This is a genomic window from Gordonia sp. L191 (genome assembly GCF_030077625.1).
Classification (GTDB): domain Bacteria; phylum Actinomycetota; class Actinomycetes; order Mycobacteriales; family Mycobacteriaceae; genus Gordonia; species Gordonia polyisoprenivorans_A.
Genome location: NZ_CP125996.1, coordinates 1,651,887 through 1,673,020 on the forward strand (window position 1 = coordinate 1,651,887; position 21,134 = coordinate 1,673,020).

14 protein-coding genes and 1 pseudogene are annotated in these 21,134 nt (G+C 68.3%); 12 read left to right on the forward strand and 3 right to left on the reverse strand.

Annotation, left to right across the window (positions count from 1 at the left end):
• Positions 1 to 98 precede the first annotated feature (98 nt).
• The 10 genes from QNM97_RS07400 to QNM97_RS07445 all read left to right on the forward strand — a co-directional run bounded on the left by QNM97_RS07400 (position 99) and on the right by QNM97_RS07445 (position 13,846).
• Positions 99 to 1,055, forward strand: a complete 957-nt coding sequence (locus QNM97_RS07400; protein ID WP_014360556.1) for an electron transfer flavoprotein subunit alpha/FixB family protein — start codon at positions 99 to 101, stop codon at positions 1,053 to 1,055.
• A gap of 102 nt (positions 1,056 to 1,157) precedes the next feature.
• Positions 1,158 to 2,075 (forward strand): GNAT family N-acetyltransferase, encoded by a 918-nt coding sequence (locus QNM97_RS07405; RefSeq protein WP_283823128.1) that lies wholly within the window; start codon positions 1,158 to 1,160, stop codon positions 2,073 to 2,075.
• Entirely contained in the window at positions 2,072 to 3,145 is a 1,074-nt protein-coding gene (locus tag QNM97_RS07410; protein WP_283822206.1) for a lysophospholipid acyltransferase family protein, read from the forward strand. The genes QNM97_RS07405 and QNM97_RS07410 overlap by 4 nt, the downstream gene beginning before the upstream one ends.
• Positions 3,112 to 3,609 carry a DUF4334 domain-containing protein gene (locus QNM97_RS07415; RefSeq protein WP_283822207.1) on the forward strand — a complete coding sequence of 166 codons (498 nt, stop codon included), beginning with the start codon at positions 3,112 to 3,114 and terminating at the stop codon, positions 3,607 to 3,609. The genes QNM97_RS07410 and QNM97_RS07415 overlap by 34 nt, the downstream gene beginning before the upstream one ends.
• A 102-nt stretch (positions 3,610 to 3,711) precedes the next feature.
• Positions 3,712 to 5,241, forward strand: a complete 1,530-nt coding sequence (locus QNM97_RS07420) for an MFS transporter (protein ID WP_283822208.1) — start codon at positions 3,712 to 3,714, stop codon at positions 5,239 to 5,241.
• The gene (locus QNM97_RS07425) at positions 5,238 to 8,831 is read left to right on the forward strand and encodes an ATP-binding protein (protein WP_283822209.1); all 3,594 of its coding nucleotides are present in this window, start codon (positions 5,238 to 5,240) and stop codon (positions 8,829 to 8,831) included. Before QNM97_RS07420 ends, QNM97_RS07425 begins: the two co-directional genes overlap by 4 nt.
• A 169-nt stretch (positions 8,832 to 9,000) precedes the next feature.
• Entirely contained in the window at positions 9,001 to 10,362 is a 1,362-nt protein-coding gene (locus QNM97_RS07430) for an FAD-binding oxidoreductase (RefSeq protein ID WP_283822210.1), read from the forward strand.
• A gap of 121 nt (positions 10,363 to 10,483) precedes the next feature.
• Positions 10,484 to 11,683 (forward strand): cysteine desulfurase family protein, encoded by a 1,200-nt coding sequence (locus QNM97_RS07435; protein WP_283822211.1) that lies wholly within the window; start codon positions 10,484 to 10,486, stop codon positions 11,681 to 11,683.
• Complete coding sequence (mnmA, locus tag QNM97_RS07440; RefSeq protein WP_283822212.1) at positions 11,683 to 12,822, forward strand: tRNA 2-thiouridine(34) synthase MnmA; 1,140 nt, start codon at positions 11,683 to 11,685, stop codon at positions 12,820 to 12,822. The genes QNM97_RS07435 and mnmA overlap by 1 nt, the downstream gene beginning before the upstream one ends.
• A gap of 4 nt (positions 12,823 to 12,826) precedes the next feature.
• Positions 12,827 to 13,846 (forward strand): uroporphyrinogen decarboxylase/cobalamine-independent methonine synthase family protein, encoded by a 1,020-nt coding sequence (locus QNM97_RS07445; RefSeq protein WP_283822213.1) that lies wholly within the window; start codon positions 12,827 to 12,829, stop codon positions 13,844 to 13,846.
• A gap of 10 nt (positions 13,847 to 13,856) precedes the next feature.
• On the opposite strand, the gene QNM97_RS07450 is transcribed toward QNM97_RS07445, so the two are convergent.
• Together QNM97_RS07450 and QNM97_RS07455 are read right to left on the reverse strand one after the other, a co-directional pair.
• Positions 13,857 to 15,128: an MFS transporter gene (locus QNM97_RS07450; RefSeq protein WP_283822214.1), complete on the reverse strand. Its 1,272-nt coding sequence runs from the start codon at positions 15,126 to 15,128 to the stop codon at positions 13,857 to 13,859.
• A gap of 137 nt (positions 15,129 to 15,265) precedes the next feature.
• Positions 15,266 to 15,703, reverse strand: a complete 438-nt coding sequence (locus QNM97_RS07455; protein WP_283822215.1) for an MmcQ/YjbR family DNA-binding protein — start codon at positions 15,701 to 15,703, stop codon at positions 15,266 to 15,268.
• A gap of 391 nt (positions 15,704 to 16,094) precedes the next feature.
• Between QNM97_RS07455 and QNM97_RS07460 the strand changes: the two are divergent.
• Both QNM97_RS07460 and ligA read left to right on the forward strand, forming a co-directional pair.
• Positions 16,095 to 17,782 (forward strand): annotated as a pseudogene (locus QNM97_RS07460) (HNH endonuclease signature motif containing protein).
• Between the two features lie 312 nt (positions 17,783 to 18,094).
• Positions 18,095 to 20,176 (forward strand): NAD-dependent DNA ligase LigA, encoded by a 2,082-nt coding sequence (gene ligA / locus QNM97_RS07465; protein ID WP_283822216.1) that lies wholly within the window; start codon positions 18,095 to 18,097, stop codon positions 20,174 to 20,176.
• On the opposite strand, the gene QNM97_RS07470 is transcribed toward ligA, so the two are convergent.
• A complete protein-coding gene (locus QNM97_RS07470) occupies positions 20,136 to 21,062 on the reverse strand; it encodes a LysR family transcriptional regulator (protein WP_502875002.1) in 927 nt (308 codons plus the stop codon). The genes ligA and QNM97_RS07470 overlap by 41 nt on opposite strands.
• Positions 21,063 to 21,134 lie beyond the last annotated feature (72 nt).

Sequence of the window (21,134 nt, forward strand, 5' to 3'; positions counted from 1 at the left end):
CCGGCCCGCAGACCACCACCGTGCCCGCGGGCTTGCGCTCCGGTGTCATCCGAGTGCGAATTCCGCAGGGCCCCACATACATCCAGGAGTAAACGAAAATGGCAGAAGTTCTCGTTCTGGTCGAGCAGGACGCCGAGGGCGCCCTGAAGAAGGTGACCAGCGAACTCATCACCGCCGCCCGCGCGTTGGGCGCTCCGTCGGCCGTCGTGGTCGGCGCGCCCGGCAAGGCCGACGGCATCATCGACGGTCTCAAGGAGGCCGGTGCGGAGAAGATCTACGTCGCCGAGTCCGAGGACGCCGCGACCTACCTGATCAGCCCGCAGGTCGACGTGCTCGCCTCGATCGCCGAGTCGGCGTCGCCGGCCGGGATCCTCGTGGCGGCGACCGCCGACGGCAAGGAGATCGCCGGACGCCTCGCCGTGCGGCTGGGCTCGGGAGTCCTCGCCGACGTCATCGACGTCAAGGAGGGCGGCATCGGTATTCACTCGATCTTCGGTGGCGCGTTCACCGTGGAGGCCCAGGCCAAGGGTGATGTGCCGGTGTTCTCGGTCCGTCCGGGTGGTGTCGAGGCGGCTCCGCAGGCCGGTGCCGGCGAGCGCGTTGACGTCGAGGTTCCCGCACAGGCGGAGAACGCGGTGAAGATCACCAAGGTCGAGGCGAACGTCGGTGGCGATCGTCCGGAACTGACCGAGGCCTCGATCGTGGTTTCCGGTGGCCGCGGTGTCGGCAGTGCCGACAAGTTCTCGGTGGTCGAGGAACTCGCCGACTCGCTCGGTGCTGCTGTGGGTGCCTCGCGTGCCGCCGTCGACTCCGGTTACTACCCGGGCCAGTTCCAGGTCGGTCAGACCGGTAAGACGGTCTCGCCGCAGCTCTATGTCGCCCTGGGCATCTCCGGTGCCATCCAGCACCGTGCGGGTATGCAGACCTCGAAGACCATCGTCGCGGTCAACAAGGACGAAGAGGCCCCGATCTTCGAGATCTCGGACTTCGGCATCGTCGGCGACCTGTTCAACGTTGCCCCGCAGCTGACCGAAGAGGTCAAGAAGCGCAAGTAGTCGCCTCGGCGATTCACCGAGAGCGCCCCCGGGATGTCTGATCCCCCCGGGGGCGCTCTCGGTGTTTGCGCAGCGTTCACACTGCCGTCGGCCGCGCGGGACGTGTTCACCCGACCAGCACCGACACGACCACCCGCCGTCGCACGCGCGATGCCCGGTCTGGCTTTCATCTCAGGTATGACATCTGGACCTGTTACCGCTCTGACCTGCACCGACCGTGGCTTGTCCCGTCGCACCCTGGTGCACGCGGGGCCGTTGCGGATCGTGCTCACCGACGACCCGGCCGACATCGCGGCCGCCCAGCGCTTCCGGTTCGAGGTCTTCGCGGCCGAACCGGGATTCTCCGATGACATCGGCGACGCCGAATCCCGCCGCGACGCCGACCATTTCGACGACCACTGTGAGCATTTGCTGGCTCGGCACGATGAGCACGGCATCATCGGCTGCGCCCGGTTGCTGCCGCCGCCACGCGCCATCGCCGCCGGCGGCTGGTACAGCTCCACCGAATTCGATCTGACCGGGCTCGACGAGATCGCCTCGATGACCGTCGAGATGGGCCGGGCCTGTGTGGCGACCGGACACCGGGACGGGTCGGTCACCGCGTTGATGTGGGCCTCGATCCTGCGCTACCTGCAGGAGTCGGGGTACCGCTACCTGATGGGGTCGGTGTCGATGCCGCTCGGGGGTCCGGCGATCGACGGTGCGGCTCGTGGCAGCGCGCTGCGCGGCGCGCGCGACGAACTCAACGAGCGCTACCCGGCCCGGTGGCGGGTGCAGCCGCACGAGAGCCCCCGGGTCGACGGCGTGGCGCTCGACGACATCGCTGCGCCGGCCCGGGTGCAACTGCCGCCGCTCATGCGCGCCTACCTGCGCCTCGGTGCGCGGGTGTGTGGCGACCCGGCGGTCGACCCGGCCTTCGACGTCGGCGATTTCCCGACCGTGCTGGACCTCGAGTGTGCCAACCTCCGCTATCTCGACCGGCTCCGCGACACGGTCCTTCGACTCGGCGGTGCGGCGTGACCGCGGCGGTCAGTGTTCGGGTCCCGTTCGCGGACCCGCGGATCGAACCGGGCACCGCGGACTCACACCCCGCCGCATCGCCCGAACTCGACCGGTCGGCCGGTACGGTGAGCGCCCCGGGCCGTACCGAGGTTGAGGTGAGGCACGCGTGGTATCCGACGAGCCCCTGCGGGTCGCACTGTCTCGACGACGCTGGGCCGCGGGTCGGGCGGATCGTGGTGGTCCTGCGAATCGCCCGTCTGCTGACGACGGCCGTGATGATCGGACTCGTGGGGCTGATGGCCACCGTGTCGCCCCGGCTGATGCGCCGTGTCTACCTGCGATGGGCGGCACGAGAACTTCTGCGCGCCATCGGAATCCGCGTCGTCATCGACGATCGTCGCCCGTTTCCGTCGCGCGCCCGCGGACTGATCGTCGCCAACCACATCTCCTATCTGGACATCCTGGCGATCGCGGTGGTGCAGCCCGCGCACTTCGTCGCGAAGTCCGATGTCGCCGCGATGCCGGGAATCGCGACGCTGGCACGGCGACTGGGCGTCATCTGCATCGACCGCGGCTCGTTGCGGACACTGCCGACGGTGATCACCGAGGCCGTCGCCGGGCTCGAGCGGGATTCGTCGGTGGCGGTCTTTCCAGAGGGCACCACGTGGTGCGGCCGCGCGCAGGGCGGGTTCCGGCCGGCCTTCTTCCAATCGGCCCTCGACGCAGGGGTTCCCGTCCTGCCCATCGGTATCGCCTTCAGTGCCGCCGGAATACCCACGGCCGAACCGGGTTTCATCGGCGACGACGGTCCGGTGGACACCCTTTCGCGGGTATTGCGGATGCGGGCCGTCACGGTCCACGTCATCCTGCACGAACCGCAGTTGCCCACGGGCGACCGACGGACGCTGGCCGCGCGCTGCGAACAGTTGATCCGATCGACGCCACAGGTGCACGGGATGCCTCGCCGACACCGGGAATCAAACAACATATATGATGTCAGAACGCCTGTGCGTGGCGTGACACCGTTGTTTCCCGGGCCGGAAGGGGCCGCTGCATGTCCGACACACTCTCATCCTCGACGAAGCTGACCGTCGATCAGGCGCGTGCCCGATTCGCCGACCTCCGCGCGGCCGACGGTACCGTCGACGACGCCGACCTCGACGCGATCTGGGCGGCGTTGCCGACCCTGCGCCCCGAGGAGATGCTGGGACGTTGGCGCGGTGGCGAATTCACGACCGGACACAAGGTCAACGGGATGCTCCCGCGGGTCGGTTGGTACGGCAAGACCTTCATCTCGCGCTCCGAGGTGCAGCCCCTGGTGTGTCGCAACGCCGATGGCGATCTGTACTCCAATACCGAACTCGGCAAGGGCGAGGCCAGCCTCTGGATGATCGAATTCCGCGGTGCGGTCACCGCGTCGATGGTCTACGACGGCCAGCCGGTGATCGACCACTTCAAGAAGGTCGACGACACCACCGTCATGGGGATCATGAACGGCAAGGGCGGAGTGGTCGACGGCCGGCATCTGTACTTCTACCTCGACCGGGACTGAATCGAGACCGATCGGCCGGGTGGCCAAGCGGTCGGCAAGGGGTTTCCAAGCGGGTGAGGCGACAGTCGGGTTGACAACATCGACCCGACGAGAGGCCCTGACGTGTCCCCGCAGTCCGAGCGACCTGAGACAGACCATCCTGGAACAGACCATCCTGGGAGTGACCGTCGCACAGCGCGATTCACCGCGACCCAACGAGTAACCCTGCTCGTGGCGTGTGCCGCCACGGCGATGCTGATGCTCGACATCGCCGTGGTGAACACCGCTCTGCCGTCCATCGCACGCGACTTCGATGCCGATTTCACGAGCATCAAATGGATCGTCGACGGCTACACCCTCGCGTTGGCCACCGTCGTCCTGTCGGCCGGCGCCTGGGCCGACCGCATCGGCCGGCGGTTGGTCTTCGTCATCGGCGCGGTCATCTTCACCGTCGCCTCGGTGCTCTGTGCGGTGTCGGCGGACATGGTGATGCTCAACCTCTCCAGGGTCGTGCAGGGGCTGGGTGCGGCATTGCTGTTCGCGACGTCCCTGGCGCTGCTGGCGCACGCCTTTCCCGAGCCCGCGCAGCGAACCCGCTCGTTGGCTGCCTATGGCGCGACGATCGGTGGATCGTTCGCGATCGGCCCGTTGCTGGGCGGAGTGTTCACCGATCTGCTCGACTGGCGGGCGATCTTCGTGCTCAACGTCCCGGTCGGTGTCGCGATGCTCCTCGGCGCCCGCTGGGTCGCCGAATCACGCAGCGTCGCACCGCGTCGCGGGGACTGGGCCGGTTCGGTCAGCGTGGTGATCGGGCTCGCGTCGCTGACCTACGGGCTGATCGAAGCCAACACACGCGGCTGGACCGACCAGGTCACGCTGGCCGCACTGGGGATCTCGCTGCTCGCCCTGGTTGCCTTCGTCGTCATCGAAAGCCTTGTGCGCCAACCGATGGTGCCATTGGTGATGTTCGCCAATGCCGCGTTCGCCGGTGCCCAGGCGGCGACCTTTGCCATCTCGGCGTCGATGTTCGCGGTGTTCGTCTACGTCACGATCTACCTGCAGGGTGTGGTTGGGATGTCGGCGATCGAGGCGGGCCTGGTGTACCTGCCGGGCACGCTGGCGATGTTCGTCGTCGCCGGACTCACCGATCGCATCGTGGGCCGGGTGGCGCCCCGATGGCTGATCGCCGCCGGATTGACTTTCGTCGCAGGCGGTCTCGCATGGATGACCGTCGCCGGTAGCGCCGGTTCCGGGTGGGAGATGGTGGGCGGATTCGTCCTCGCCTCGATCGGTGCGGGGATCGTCAATCCCGTAATGAGCGGTGTCGTCCTGGCCGAGAGCCGCCACGACGACGCCGGGCTGGCCGCGGGCATCAACGATGTGTTCCGGCAGTCCGGGATTGCGCTCGGTGTCGCCGCGCTCGGCGCGTTCTTCCCCAGCCGGTCGGTCCTGCACGGCGGCTCCCCGCAAGATTTCGTCTCCGGTCTGCACGCCGCGCTCTGGGTGGCGAGCGCGGTGGCATTGGCCGGCGCGACCATGCGTCGAGCCCGGGCGGCAGGCGGGGAGTCGCAGGCCGACCCCGCGCCCACCGATCGCTGCGGACTGCAATCGGCGGAATCGGGCAGAGACGGCGAGTCGGTCGCGGCGCGATGACCGTACCGAGGGCCGCCGTGGCGCATACACTCCCGGAGGAAGACGGCGGGAGCGAGGAATTCGGCGTGCGCGAGTATCGGGTGCTCGGTCCCCTCGAGATGCGTCGTGGCCGCGTCCCCGTCGACCTCGGCCCGCCCAAACAACGTGCCGTGCTCGGGGCGCTGTTGCTCGCACGGGGCCGGGTCGTCACGGTGGACCGGCTCGCCGACACCCTGTGGGGCGAGCAGCCCCCCGTCGCCGCCACGACCAGTCTGCAGGCCTACATCTCGAATCTGCGGCGGGCGCTGCGCAACAGCGGTGAGGCGTCGCCCATCGAGCGTGTGGGGGCGGGTTACCGGATCGACCTCGGCACCGATGTCCTCGACGTCGCCGAGTTCGCCGAGCTGGCCCGCAGCGCGCGCATCGCTCGTGACGAGGGGCGGTGGGCGGACGCGCTCGCCGACTCGGCCGCCGCCCTGGATCGCTGGCGTGGTGACCTCCTCGGCGGTGAACTCGACGACGTCGACTGGGTCGCCGCCGAATCAGCCGCCCTCGACGAGAACCTGATGGCGACCCAGGAGATCCACATCAGCGCGCTGATGGCGGAGGGGGACATCGGTGGCGCCCTCGGCGCGATCGTCACCTTGAGATCGCGAGAACCGTTGCGTGACAGGGGTGTCTGGCTGCACATGGCCGCGCTCTACCGCGCCGGGCGGGCGACCGAGGCGCTGGAGGTCTACGCGGAGCACCAACGCGTCCTCGACATCGAGCTGGGGTTGGTCCCCGGATCCGAGCTCGTCGACCTGCACGGCGCAATCCTGCGACACGATCCGGTGATTGCCGCGTGGCCGCGGCCACCGCACTGGTCGGGGGCGGTGACGGTGACCGGTCCGGCCGGCCTCGAGGAATCGGTGTCGGGACAGTCGGTGCTCGGGACCGGTGGTGAGGAGGGCGCCGCATCGAATGCACCGATGTCGGGATCGATCGCCCGTGAGGTTCCGCTGGTCGGTCGGTCAGCGGAGATCGAGCGTATCCGAACGGTTTTCGGCGCGCCGGGGTCACCGACCCGATGGCTGCTTCTCGGTGGGCCGCCGGGGATCGGCAAGACGCGGCTGGCCGAGGAAGCCGCGCGCATCGGCGCCGAGACCGGCTCGGAGGTGGTGTGGGTCCGGTGCCCCGACGCCGAGGGGGTGCCGGCCTGGTGGCCCATGCGGCAGCTGTGCCGGGCGCTGGGCGTCGATCCGGCCGGTGTGCTGTCGGTGCCCGACGGGGTCGACGCCGACACCGCACGATTCGCGGTCTACGACCGCGTCCAGACCATGCTCGAACAGGCCGCGAGCAACCAAGGCCTGACCGTCGTCGTCGACGACGCCCAGTGGGCGGACGCGATGACGTTGGGTCTGCTCACGTACCTGACGACCGTCCTGCGAGACGTGCCGATCGCGCTGATCGTGACAGCGCGCGACGGTGAGGGCGGCCACGATCTGCAGCGGTTGCGCACCGCGGTGGCGCGGGTCGGGGGAGTCGGGATCGACATCCCGACACTCGGTCGGTCCGGGGTCGCCGACCTCGTGCGCGCGGTCGCCGCCCAGGACGCCGACGCCGGGGAGCTCGACGCCGACGCGCTCGACACGCTGATGCGTCGTACCGGCGGCAACCCGCTGTTCGTCACCGAGTTCTCGCGTCTGCCCGCCGCTCAGCGCCGCAGTGAGGCGGTGCCGGCGGCGATCCGGTCGGTCCTCGACCGTCGTCTGGCCACCCTGGACCCGGCGGTCCTCGACGTCCTCGGTCACGCGGCGGTGCTCGGCGAGACCATCGACGCCGGATTGCTCGCGACCGTGATGGACCGCGACGTCGGTGACCTCGCCGACCGGATCGACGAGGCGATCGACGAACGCATCCTCGTCGCAGCGGGCGGCTCGGCACGATTCGCCCACGCCTTGCTACGGGAACAAGCACTCGCCGGTATCCGACCGCTGCGCCGGGCACGACTCCACCTGCGGGTCGCCGAGATCCTGTCGCGGCGGCACACCGCGGGCTCGACATCGCGTCGAGCCGCACACCTGCTCGAGGCGCTACCCGTGGCCGATCCCGCCGACGTCGTCGCCGCATGCCGTGCGGCCGCCGACGAGGCCACCGCACAGTGGGATTCGGAGAGCGCGGCGCACTGGCTCGGCGCCGCCCTGCGCACCCATGAGTCGGCCGGGTTGGCCGACCGCGAGGAGCGCGACGACCTGTTGATCGGGATGCTCGCCGCCCAAGCCCGAGCCGGCCACGTCGAGACGGTCCTCGACGGTGTCGGGCAGCGGATGCAGCAGGCCATCACCGAGGGCGCCACCGCCACCGTCGGGCGACTCGCGAGCGCTCTGATCCGCGCCGGCGGGTCGTGGCCGTGGGTGGGCCCACACGTCGACAACGAGACCCTGCAGACGCTCCTCGATCGCGCCGAGATCGCGGTCGCGGCCGATCCTTCCGCGTCGGCGCGGGTGGTCGCGGCGTCGGCGATCGGGCAGTGCTACCACAAGGACGCGTCGGTTCCGGCCGGGTTGCTCGCCCGGGCCGATGCCCTCGCCACGGACCTCGGTGACGACGACATCACCGCCGATGTCTGGATGGCCCGGCTGATCACCTACTCGGGGGTGGCCGAGTACGCGGAGTCCTCACTCGCGCTCGCCGAGCGCCTGCGGGCGCTGCCGCACACCGATCAGGCCGTCGACGAGGTCATCATCGACACCGCGCTGACCATGGCCACCATGACCCTCGGCGACGTCGACGGGACCGCGGCCCTGGTGCGCACGGCCATCGTCGGCAGCGAGCGCCTCCGATTACCGATCCTGCGCGCCCAATTGCGATGGATGGAAGCATCATTGGCGGTGTGGCACGGCGACTTCGCCACCGCCACCCACCACTTCCGCACGGCGGTGACCGTCCATCAGATGACCGAGCTGTACGTCGCGGGGACCGGCACCATTGCGCTGCTGGCGCTGGCCGCCGAACGCGGCATGCTCGACGACCTCGCCGACACCGGGGACCGTACGCCGATGGAGTGGGCGCGGATGATCGCCGCCGACTTCACCGACGACCAGGTTGCGATCCTGCTCGCGGCCGGGATCGCGATGATCGCCGGCGCCGAGGGCGACCGCGAACTCGCCGAGCAGATGATCGTGTCCTGGCTCGCCGACGACCGGCCGATGATCTGGACCTCGCTGTGCCAGGCGGTCCTGCTCGCCCATGTGGTGGTTGATCTCGAACTCGTCGAGCACGCGGCACGATTCGCCGACTACCTGACGCCGTACCGCTGGTGTATCGCGACGCTGGGCCAGCTCGGCTGTATCGGTCCGGTCGGTCTGGCATTGGCGCGTGTGTGTTTTCTCCTCGGTCGGGTTGAGGAGGGGGAGGCGGCGCTCGCCGCGGCACGGGAACTCTCGGAGCGCGAGGGTGGGGTGCCGTCGGTGTTGCGGTGCCGACTGCTGGCCGCGCAGCGCAGCCCGCGTTCGGCTCGCCGTGACGCCGAACTCGCCGAGATCGCCGAGACCGCGAGCCGGCTCGAGGTCACGCAGGTGGAGGCCGCGGCCCGGGAACTGCTCGGCGAGTCGGATTCGCCACGCTGATCGGGGCTCGTCGCTCCCGGGTTGCATTCCTGCCGGTCTCCGACAGTGCGCCAAGCCCACTCCAAGAGGTGCCCAAGCGGTGCCGAACACCATCGTGAGGCGACAGCAACGCCGTCGCCCCGGCACCGATCGGTCCGGGCCAACCGTTCCCACACCCAGGAGATCCCCGATGACATCGACCCGCAGCGTCGATCAGGCCGACATCGCCGCCCTGCGACGCGCCGTGCGCGGCAGCGTGCACCGCCCCACCGATCCCGGATATGCCACCGTCGGTTTCAACGTCGCCGTCGCCCAACGCCCCTGGGCGGTCGTGGATGTCGCCGACGCCGCCGACGTGGCCGCCGTCGTCGGCTTTGCCGCCGCCAACTCGATGACCGTGTCGGTGTGGGCCACCGGGCACGGCGCCACCGGAGTCGATGGGCGTTCGATCCTGGTGCGCACCACCGGATTGGACGTCTGCGAGGTCGATCCGGCCACCCGCACCGCGCGGGTCGGAGCCGGGGTGCGGTGGCAGCAGGTGCTCGACGCGGCCACACCGCTGGGGTTGGCGCCACTGTGCGGTTCCGCGCCCGCGGTCGGGGTGGCGGGTTTTCTCAGCGGCGGCGGCATCGGCCCGCTGGTGCACACGGTCGGCGCGTCGTCGGATCACGTCCGGTCGATCACCGTGGTCACCGGCAACGGCGCACTGATCCGGGCGACACCGGAGTGCAATCCGGAATTGTTCTGGGGTCTGCGCGGTGGCAAGGCCACCCTCGGGCTCATCGTCGAGGTGGTCATCGACCTGCTGCCGATTCCCGAGATACTCGGTGGCGCATTATATTTCGACGTCGAGCAGGCAGAGGCCGTGGTGCGGGGCTGGCGACGCTGGGCGACGGAGCTGCCCCGCGAGATCACCTCGTCGTTGGCCCTGATGCGGCTTCCCGCCATGCCGGGGATTCCCGAACCGCTCGGTGGACGCCTCACCGTGGCCGTCCGGGTCGCCGCCGTCGGCGACCCTGGGCGCGCCGCCGAACTCTGTTCCGGGCTGTCCGCACTCGGCACGCCGGTGCTCGGCGGGCTCGGCGTGATGCCGTATGCGCGTATCGGGGAGATCCACGCGGACCCGACCACACCCATGCCGGTCGTCGAGGCCGGCGTACTGCTCGGTGAGCTGGACGAACCCGCCGTGGATGCCTTGCTCGCGGCGGCCGGACCCGCGTCGAGCACGGGCCCGGTGATCGTCGAGGTCCGCATGCTCGGCGGGGCGTTCGCCGACGAGCCGCCGGTGCGCAGCGCACTCTGTCATCGTCATGCGACGGCGCATCTGTACACGATCGGGCTCGCGGGCGGGCCCGAGGCGACACCCGGCGCCGGGGTCCTCGACGCGATGGCGCCCTGGGCGACCGGCGGCGAGCTCCCGAACTTCGCGGCGTCCGCCGATGCCGTGCGCATCCGACGGTGCTACGACGAGGACACCTTCGCCTGGCTCGCCGCACTCGCCGCCCAACACGATCCGCACGGGGTCTTCCACGTCGGGCAGGTGGTGCGCTGAGCGCATCCGCGTATCCGCGGGGGGACGCGGCGCGTCGAGAATCTCGGGCCGTCGAGAATTTCGGGCCGATGTGGAATTGGTTGGGACCCCGCGCGCGTTTATCCTTGGCAACGACATGTCCATGCCCACCCGAGCCCCCGTCTACCTCGATCACGCCGCCTCGACCGCGATGCTCCCCGAGGCCATCGAGGCGATGAACGCCGTCTACGCCCAGCCCGGCAACGCCTCGTCGCTGCACGGGGCGGGCCGGTGGGCGCGGCGTCTGCTCGAGGAGGCCAGGGAGACGATCGCGGCCTCGCTCGGTGCGCGGCCGTCGGAGGTGATCTTCACCAGCGGGGGTACTGAGGCCGACAACCTCGCGGTCAAGGGGATCTACTGGGCACGACGCCAGGCCGACGACCGACGCCGTCGGGTCGTGATCTCGTCCATCGAGCACCATGCGATCGTCGACTCGGCGCAATGGCTGGCCACGCAGGGCGCCGAACTGGTGATCCTGCCGGTCGACGACGCCGGGTTCGTCTCGCCTGCGGCGCTGCGCGCCGAACTCGCCGCGCACGCCGACGAGACCGCCCTGGTATCGATCATGTGGGCCAACAACGAGGTCGGGACGATCGAACCGATCGCCGACCTGGTCGCGATCGCCACCGAGTTCGGGATTCCCATGCACTCCGACGCGGTGCAGGCCGTCGGCCACATCCCCGTCGACTTCGGGGCGAGCGGATTGTCGGCGCTGAGCGTGGCCGCCCACAAGTTCGGCGGTCCGCAGGGCGTCGGCGCGCTGCTGCTCCGCCGCGACGTGGCGTGTGTCCCGCTGGCCCATGGCGGAGGCCACGAGCGCGATGTCCGCTCGGGCACCCAGCCGGTCGCGGCGGCCGTCGGTATGGCGACCGCCCTGCGGATCGCCACCGCCGAGCTGGCCGACTCGATGGTCACGGTGGCCGCGCTGCGCGACGAATTGTTCGCCACCATCCTCGACATCCCCGGTACGAGCGCCAACGGACCACGCGACGAGCGTCGGCTCCCGGGCAACGTCCACGTGTCCTTCGAAGGGTGCGAAGGGGATTCGTTGCTGATGCTGCTCGACGCCAACGGCGTCGAGTGTTCGACCGGATCGGCCTGCACGGCCGGCGTCGCGCAGGCCAGCCACGTCCTGCTGGCGATGGGTCTCGACATGGCGGAGGCCCGCGGCTCCCTGCGGTTCTCGTTGGCCCCGAGCACGACCCGTTCGGACATCGAGACCGTCGCCGACGTCATCGGCGAGGTGGTCGAGCGTGCCCGCGTCGCCGGACTGGTGTCGGCACCCGGCGGAAGGACGCAGTGATGCGGGTCCTGGCAGCCATGAGCGGAGGTGTCGACTCGGCGGTCGCCGCCGCCCGCGCCGTCGACGCCGGTCATGACGTCGTCGGCGTGCATCTGGCGTTGTCGACCGCTCCGGGTGCCCTGCGCACCGGCTCGCGGGGATGTTGCTCGCGCGAGGACGCCGACGATGCCCGCCGCGCCGCCGACGTCCTGGGTATCCCGTTCTACGTGTGGGACTTCGCCGATCGCTTCAAGGACGACGTGATCGACGAGTTCGTCGCCGCCTACGCCGCCGGTCAGACCCCGAATCCGTGTCTGACCTGCAACGAGAAGATCAAGTTCGCGGCGCTGGCCGACAAGGCGATGGCCCTGGGTTTCGATGCGTTGGCCACCGGCCACTACGCGCGCCTGTCCGGAGGACAGCTGCGTCGGGCCGTCGATCCGGACAAGGACCAGTCCTACGTCCTGGCCGTGCTCACCAAGGACCAGCTCGACCGCGCGATGTTCCCGGTCGGCGACACGCCCAAACCCGCGATCCGTGCCGAGGCCGAGCAACGGGGATTGTCGGTGGCCACCAAGCCGGATTCGCATGACATCTGCTTCATCCCCACCGGCGACACCCGCGCATTTCTCGGCGCACGCATCGGCGTGCGGTCGGGTGCGGTCGTCGACGCCGGGACCGGCGAGCGGTTGGCCGATCACGACGGGGTGCACGGCTTCACGATCGGCCAACGCAAGGGCCTCGGCATCGAGGCGCCCGCAGCCGACGGTCGTCCGCGCTATGTCACCGACATCGATCCCGAGACCGGGACCGTCGCCGTGGGCTCCGAGGAGCATCTGCAGGTGTATTCGATCCGTACCCGCAACGCGGTGTGGACCTCCGGAGAGGCGCCCGATGGGCCCGTCGAGGTGACCGTTCAGGTTCGCGCGCACGGCGGCCTGGCGCCCGCGGTGGCCACCCCGGTCGACGGCCCCGACGGCCCGTTCATCGAGATCGCGCTGGGCGAGCCGTTGACCGGTGTCGCGCGTGGGCAGGCCGCGGTGCTGTATCTCCCCGATCCCGACAACGGTGATCTCGTACTCGGTTCGGGCCGAATCGCTTCCACGTCGTCGCGCCCGGGATCTGCGGCCCGACCGGTGTCGGCGTCGCTCGCCGAGTAGACCGATGACCGATCTGCCCACCGGGGTGGGAACGGGTGTCGGTTCGATGCCGGGCACCGATCCGCGCGAGGCGGCGGCGATCATCAACGGCGAACTCGACTTCGCCCATCTCGCCGAGTTGCCGGCTCGCGGAATCGGTGCGGACATGATCGGGCGGATGGCCGCGGTGCTCGTCGACCTCCCGATCGACTCGGCCACCTGGGGTTACCGGCTCGGCGCCCGTGGCTCCTCGGTGGCGCGACGTGCCCGTGGGTTCCTTGCCGCGGATCTCGACGCGATCGAGGAGATCTGGGATGCTGCCGGTTTCATCGGCACCGGACGGCCGGTGAAGGTCGCGGTCGCCGGGCCGTTCACGTTGGCCGCCTCCATCGAACTCGTCAACGGGCACAAAGCCATTCGCGATCGGGGCGCGCTGCGCGATCTCGTCGAGTCCGGTGCCGAGGGGCTCGCCGGGTTGGTCGGCGAGGTCCGTCGCCGGCTGGGTGCCTCGGTGATCGTGCAGCTCGACGAGCCGATGGTGGGGACCGTGATCGACGGTCGGGTGCCGCCACTGACCCGGCTCGACGTCATCCCGCCGGTCCCGGTCGCCGACGTCGCCGAGGCCTTGCGCTCGGTGCGTGAGCGCCTCGACGTACCGGTGATCGTGCACAACTGTGGGGCGCCGAGATGGGATCTCGTGCACGCACTCCCGGGTGTGGCGTACGGCATCGACGTCACGGGCATCGGATCTGCGGACACCGCGGCACTCGATGAGATCGGCGGCCTGATCGACCGCGGCGATGTTCTCGTCGCCGGGGTCCTGCCGGGCGGCCACGCAGATCCCGCCATCCATGCCGAGACGGTCGCGACCGCCCTCGCCGAGTTGGTCGACCGCATCGGCCTGGGCCGAAAAGTGCTGTCGGACAACGTGATCGTCACCCCGACTTGTGGTCTGGCCGGAGCGTCCCCGGACTGGGCGCGCACCGCGCTGAGCATCTGCGCACGCGCCGGGGAGTTGCTGTCCGCCGACCCGGACGCGCTCTGAGGCCGTCGCCTCAGGCGACTTCTTCGACGCTGGCCTGCTCACTGCCGAACTGCACGCCCTTGCGCTCCCGACCGAACGCGGTCAGCACGATGACCGCGATCAGGACCGGGACGATCGTCACGGTCAGCGCGAACGGATAGCCGTGACTGCCGGCCACCGCTTCCTGGATCGGAAGATTGAAGGCGGCCAAGCAGTTTCCGAGCTGATAGGTGACACCCGGGTAGAAGCCGCGGATCTCGTCGGGGGACAGTTCGGTCAGGTGTGCCGGGATCACGCCCCATGCGCCCTGCACCATCACCTGCATGAGGAAGGCGCCGAGTGCGAGGTAGCCGGCCGTCGAGGAGTAGGCGAACAACGGCACGATCGGTAGCGCGAGGACCGCGCATGCGATGATCAGTATCTTGCGGCCGTACCGTTCCGACAGTGCGCCGGCGATCAGGCCGCCGATGATGGCCCCGACGTTGTAGATCACCGCGATCCAGGTTGCGGTACTCGCGGCCAGACCGGCTCCGGAATCGTTGTGGGCCTTGAGGAACGTCGGATAGACATCCTGGGTGCCGTGACTCATCCAGTTGAACGCCGTCATCAGCAGGACCAGGAAGACGAAGCGTCGCCAGATGACGGGGTTCGACCAGATCTCGCGCGCGGTGGTCTGGGTCTGACGCACCCGGTCACGTGTGGCCTTCCACGCCTCGGACTCTTCCACGCGCGCCCGGATGAGCAGGCTGATCAAAGCCGGGATGATCGACAGCGCGAACATCCACCGCCAGTTCAGGCCGAGCCACGTGTTGAGAACCAGGAATGCCAGTGCGGCGCAGAGATAACCCATCGAATAGCCGCTCTGTAGAAAGCCGGAGAAGAAGCCTCGGCGGGAGGCAGGGATCTTCTCCATGGCCAGTGCGGCTCCGAGGCCCCATTCGCCGCCCATGCCGATGCCGTAGAGCATGCGCAGCACCATCAACACCCAGAAGCCGGGCGCGAAGGCGCAGAGGAAGCCGACCACGCTGTAGAAGGCGACGTTGGTCATCAGTGGGATGCGCCGGCCCTTGCGGTCGGCCCACAACCCGAAGATGAACGCGCCCACCGGTCGCATCACCAGGGTCATGGTGGTGATCAGCGCCATCCGGGTCAGCGGAACCCCGAAATCCTTGGCGATGTCGGCGTAGATCAGGACGACCAGAAAATAGTCGAATGCGTCCATTGCCCAGCCGAGATAGGCTGCGGCGAAGGAATTGCGCTGATCGGCGGTGAGTTTCTCCCGCGGGGTCGATGAGGTTGCCATGCTCGAATCTCCTACAGGCGTCGCAGATCTCGCTTTCCCGGCAGAAATCCCACTGTAGTCCGGCCGCGTCCGGAATACAGGTTATTCGCAATCCGAAATACTGACGAAATACATTTATCGGACATTGTTTCTTTGCGTTAGCGGGACGAGTCCGGCGGCAAGGGATGGCGCCGAGCGAGCGTGATGCCGGCCTCTCGGGCATCGAGTTTCGCGAGTGACCGCTTCGGGGCGATCTGGCGGTAGCTCGCGTCGAGTAGCTCGGCGACCTCGATCCAGTCGGTGGCGTCGTCGAGCAGGATCCCGAGCCAACCTGCGGGTCCGAAATACGCGGGGACGAAAAACCTCGGATCGTCGACGAGTGCGGCGCGCTCGACCGGGTCGGCGAGGAACAACACCGAACGGTCGTGGCGGATTCCGCCTTTCTCGCCGCCGCCGTAGTTGCCGAACATCTTGCCGCACCGGAATGTTGGTCGGCCGTGCGCGACCACCTCGGTAGCGTCGGGGAATGTCAGAGCCACTTCGCGCACGCGGATGAGGAAGGGGTCGGCGTCGTCGAACATGATCGGATGTGGCACGTGTCGACTCCTCGATGCGTGGGCAACTCCGGTGGCGGAACCCTTACGCTACCGCGCCTTCGGTGGCGTGTTCTGCGTCTCGGCGCCCCGGGCTCGTCCTTTGATCGGTGGTCGAGGCATCCCATCGGCAATCGCGCATCCCATAGGCGGCCGAGCTCTCGCATCGCTGGCCGAGCCCTTGTATCGATGGTCGAGACGCTTCCCCATCGGTGGTCGAGGTGCGAGGCGCCCCAGGCGCCGAGCCTCGAGACCCTGCCAAACCGACGCTGGAACCCACCACCAAACCCACCCGAAGAAACTTTCGACAACCCCTTGCCAACCCGACAATACCGGCATATTCTCGAACACAACAGCACACAAACACATGTGCGCTATCGCCGGGGGGTGAGAAATGGTGGTCGATACCGTACTCCCCGCTGACGCGTTACCGGATGTGTCCGGGTTGTCAACCGCGCAGAAAATCGCCCTCGCCCACACGCTGATGGACGAGTTGGCATCGGATGATGTGACCGGTCTGTCCAACGATGACCTGGTCGCGGTTGCTCAATCCACCGAGCAGTTGATCACCCGCGTCACCGTCCAGGGGGATCGGCAGATCGTCGAGTTCTCCGACCGCCATCTGGCCCGGGAGTACGGGTTCGGGTCGATCATCGACGCCATGATCGGCTTGTTGCGTGTGTCGGAACCGTGGCGGCGGTGGAAACAACTCACAGCGACCGCCACCTTCCACACCTTCACCGGCGAGATCGCCGCCCCGAAATATCCGGCGTTGGCCGAAGCGATGGCCTCCGGGGCGGCCGGCCCCTTCGCATGCCGCGGTGGTGATCGATGTGTTGGACCGTATCCCCGCGACAGTGCCGTTCGACGAGAAAATGTCGGCCGACGCCACGATGGCCGGGTTCGCCCGCACCCACACCCCGTCTGATCTTCGGATCTTGGGGGCACGGGTGTTGGCGCACCTCGACCCCGACGGTGAGTTGACCGACGATGCTGATCGGCAACGGCACCGCCAGATTCGCATCGGGCGTCAAGACGCCCAAAAAATGAGTGGCCTGACCGGACAAATGACCCCCACCTTGACCGCACACCTCGAAGCAGTACTCGCCGCGTGGGCAGCCCCCGGAATGAACAACCCCACCGACCCCGACTCCCCCGACCGGCAGTCGCGACGACGCCGACCCCGACGCGTTGACGGCCGCCGCAGCCCGCGATCACCGCGATCAGGTGCAACGCAACCATGATGCGTTGGAAGCAGTCCTACGCGCCGGACTGGATGTGGGACTCGGCCCGCAATCGCATCGCGGGCTGCCGCCGCACCTGATCATCAAAGCATCGCTGTCCGACCTGATCGCCCAAACCGGGATGGGCGTCACGGCGACCGGCACCCTGCTGCCGATCACCGATGTCATCGCATTGGCGGCCCACAGCCAACCCTGGTTGGCGGTGTTCGACGACCACACCCGCCTGCCCCTGTATTTGGGTCGGGCGCGGTTGGCGAGTCAAGGCGAACGGATCGCGTTGTTCGCCAAAGACGGTGGCGAGTACTGCTCGTATCCCGGGTGTACCCAACCTGCCGCGCACGTGGAAATTCATCACGCCACCAAGGATCATGCGAAAGGTGGGCTCACCAACATCGGTGACCTCGCCCCCGCCTGCGGCAAACACAACCGGATGGTCGGCGACAAACCCGGACAATTCACCACCGGGATTTATCGGGACGGGCCGTGGGCCGGACGCTGCTGGTGGCGCAACAACACCCCCATCGGCGCAGCTGAACCGAACCCGAAACGCACCAACGCGCTCCCCGACGTCGAGGCCACCTTCCGCGCCACCCTCGACACAGTGCGCGCGGAGTTGCATCCACCACCCGACCCACCACAGGCCGCTGCCAGTGCTGATACCGATCTCGCCACAAGCGACGACCGGGACTCGATGCTGCCCACCAACCGAATCCGACGCAGCCGAGTCCCGATCGGACACGGCTACTACGACCTCGTCGAAATCCTCCACCCTGACCCTGGCCCGGACTCGCCGGTCGACACCCGACTCGCCCAACTACTCGGCAGTCGCCGGCATTAGACCGTCACGTGCTTCGGTCCGTGGTCGGAAACCCGCAGCGGTGCAACAGGTCTCGAGGCTCGTCGCTAACGCTCCTCGGCACCTCGACCACCGGGAGAAGGCGTCACCGGGAGGAAAGCGGCCACCGGGAGAACAGCTCGTCGCTAACGCTCCTCGGCACCTCGACCAGCGAGAGGAAGGGCTCGTCGCTAACACTCCTCGCCAGCGACGGGGCCTCGAGACCCCGACAGCCGACACCGGCATCGCATGCTGTGCACATGTCCGCCAGAACGCTCGAGGAGGGTTGTCGGGGTGTTTCGATACGCTCGGTGGGTGGCAGAAGCAGATCAGGTGGCAAACGACGGTCCGTCCGCCGACGTGCGAGAACAGTGGTCGGCGTTGGCCGAGGAGATCCGTGAACATCAGTTCCGGTACTACGTCAAAGACGCACCGATCATCTCCGACGGAGAGTTCGACCGGCTGTTGCGGCGTCTGCAGGAACTCGAGGAGGCGCATCCGGAGCTGGCCACCGCCGACTCGCCGACCAAGCTCGTCGGCGGGGGATTCTCCACCGCGTTCACGCCCGTCGACCATCTCGAACGAATGTTGTCGCTGGACAACGTCTTCGACGCCGACGAGATGCGAGCGTGGGTCGCGCGGGTGGCCGACGAGGTGGGCCCGGGAACTGAGTACCTGTGTGAGCTGAAGATCGACGGCGTCGCGCTGGCACTGGTGTACCGCGATGGCGTGCTCGATCACGCGACCACCCGCGGTGACGGTCGAACCGGTGAAGACGTCACCCTCAATGCGCGCACCATCACCGACGTGCCGCAACGCCTGACGGCCTCCGACGACTTCCCGATGCCGCATGTCCTCGAAGTGCGCGGTGAGGTCTTCTTCCGGGTCGAGGACTTCGAAACACTCAACGCCTCACTGGTCGCCGACGGCAAGCCGCCGTTCGCGAATCCGCGCAATTCCGCGGCGGGTTCGCTGCGACAGAAGAATCCCCAGATCACCGCGAAACGTCGGCTGCGGATGATCTGCCACGGCATCGGCCACACCGAGGGGTGGCGCCCGGCGTCACTGCACGACGCCTACCTCGCGCTTGGTGCGCGGGGGCTGCCGGTGTCCTCGCACACCACCAAACTCGTTGGTGCCGAGGCGATTCTCGACAAGATCGCCTATTGGGGCGAACACCGCCACGACGTCGAGCACGAGATCGACGGCATCGTCGTCAAGGTCGACGACGTCACACTGCAACGCCGGCTGGGGGCGACCTCTCGCGCGCCCCGCTGGGCCATCGCCTACAAGTACCCGCCCGAGGAGGTCACCACCGAACTCCTCGGAATCGAGGTGAACGTCGGACGCACCGGCCGGGTCACCCCGTTCGCGGTGCTCGCGCCGGTGCTCGTCGCCGGATCGACCGTGGCACGGGCGACCCTGCACAACGGGTCGGAGGTCAAGCGCAAGGGTGTACTCATCGGCGACACGGTGACCATTCGCAAGGCAGGTGACGTGATCCCCGAGGTCCTCGGTCCCGTCGTCGACCTGCGTGACGGCAGCGAGTACGCCTTCGAGATGCCCGACACCTGCCCCGAGTGCGGTTCGGTGCTGCGTCCGGAAAAGGACAGCGACGCCGACATCCGTTGTCCCAACGCGCGGTCGTGCCCGGCGCAACTCCGTGAGCGGCTGTTTCACCTCGCCGGACGCAGTTCCTTCGACATCGAGGCGCTCGGGTACGAAGCGGCCGGAGCGCTGCTCGGTGCCGGTGTGATCACCGACGAGGGAGACCTGTTCTCGCTCACCGCAGATGATCTCGCCAAGACCGCGTTGTTCACCACCAAGAAGGGCACGTTGTCGGCGAACGGAACGCGTCTCCTGGCCAATCTCGACAAGGCGAAGCAGGTGCCCCTGTGGCGGGTGCTCGTCGGCCTGTCGATCCGCCACGTCGGCCCGCCCACCGCTCGTGCGCTGGCGACCGAATTCGGCTCGTTGCAGGCGATCGAGGACGCCGACCCGGAACGCCTGGCCGCCGTCGAGGGGGTCGGCCCCACCCTCGCGCAGAGCATTCACGACTGGTTCACCGTCGACTGGCATCGTGAGATCGTCGAGAAGTGGCGCGCCGCAGGGGTTTCCATGGAAGACGAGCGTGACGAGTCGATCGAGCGCACGTTGGAGGGCAAGACGATCGTCGTGACCGGGTCGTTGCAGGACTTCTCGCGCGACGGCGCGAAGGAAGCGATCCTGGTTCGCGGCGGTAAGGCGTCCGGGTCGGTGTCGAAGAAGACCGACTTCGTGGTGGTGGGGGATTCACCCGGCTCCAAAGCCGACAAGGCCGAGCAACTCGGGGTGCCCATCCTCGACGAGGACGGCTTCAAGCACCTTCTGGAGACAGGCGAGCCGGCGCCGAATTGAGAATCGCGGTCCGGAAATCGGAGACGGTGTGCGGCAACCACAATGCCTGAATCGGGGACAGCGGGGGGTCGGTGAACTCTTTGACCACCACCCGCCCGCCGTGGGTCGAACCAGCGGGCGCGGTCACGAACGCGCACGCAGTGCTGTCCACGAGCACTGCGGTGGTCGGTGGCGTTCCCTGGACCCGATTGATCCGCAAGGTCGGTTCGAATCCCGAGCGTCGACAATGCGCGACAAGGAAATCGGTGTAATACGAGTGGCGTTCGGGTGCCCAGACGATCACCGGGTGCTCGGCGACGTCGGACATCGAGATCCGATCGAGGGCGGCGAGTGGGTGATCGATCGTCACGGCCAGGCGCAGTTCCTGATAGCCGATCACGGCTGAGGTCAGTTCGGTCGGGGTGTCGATGCCGCGGCGCAGGACCAGATCAACCCGGTTCTGCAGCAGATCGTCGACGAACTGGGCGGGAAACACCGGTCGGGCGGTCACCGGGATGTCCTCGTGACGTTGCACCGCGGACTCGACGACCGAAAAGACCTCGGAACCCGAGAGTGCCGGGGAATGTCCCACGACGTAGACGGGTGGACGCCGCTGCGCCACGGCGCGCACCGAGCGGGTGAGATGACGTGCGCCGGTGAGGATCGCACGTGCATTGCGGAGCAAATCCTCTCCGGCCGGGGTCAGCGTCAGCCCGCGATGCTCCCTGTTGAACAGGGACACGCCCAACTCGGTCTCGAGCCGTCGGATGGCGGTCGACAGAGCTTGCTGTGTGACGAAGACCCTGGTCGCGGCGTCCGCGAGAGTATCCGATTCGGCGACCGCGACGAATTGCTCGAGTCGACGGATGTCCGGCAAGGGCAAGGATTCTCCGGAGGTATCAGGCACATACAAATGGTAGTTGATCGGATACCAATACAAATCGATGGTGTTTGTGTGTTGCCGCTCGTAGCGTGGTTT

Excerpts from the sequence above, each read along its gene's own strand:
- QNM97_RS07430 (WP_283822210.1), top strand. The coding sequence starts at position 9,001 with ATGACATCGACCCGCAGCGTCGATCAGGCCGACATCGCCGCCCTGCGA.
- QNM97_RS07400 (WP_014360556.1), top strand. The coding sequence starts at position 99 with ATGGCAGAAGTTCTCGTTCTGGTCGAGCAGGACGCCGAGGGCGCCCTG.
- QNM97_RS07435 (WP_283822211.1), top strand. The coding sequence starts at position 10,484 with ATGCCCACCCGAGCCCCCGTCTACCTCGATCACGCCGCCTCGACCGCG.
- QNM97_RS07445 (WP_283822213.1), top strand. The coding sequence starts at position 12,827 with ATGACCGATCTGCCCACCGGGGTGGGAACGGGTGTCGGTTCGATGCCG.
- QNM97_RS07450 (WP_283822214.1), bottom strand. The coding sequence starts at position 15,128 with ATGGCAACCTCATCGACCCCGCGGGAGAAACTCACCGCCGATCAGCGC.
- mnmA (WP_283822212.1), top strand. The coding sequence starts at position 11,683 with ATGCGGGTCCTGGCAGCCATGAGCGGAGGTGTCGACTCGGCGGTCGCC.
- QNM97_RS07415 (WP_283822207.1), top strand. The coding sequence starts at position 3,112 with ATGTCCGACACACTCTCATCCTCGACGAAGCTGACCGTCGATCAGGCG.
- QNM97_RS07425 (WP_283822209.1), top strand. The coding sequence starts at position 5,238 with ATGACCGTACCGAGGGCCGCCGTGGCGCATACACTCCCGGAGGAAGAC.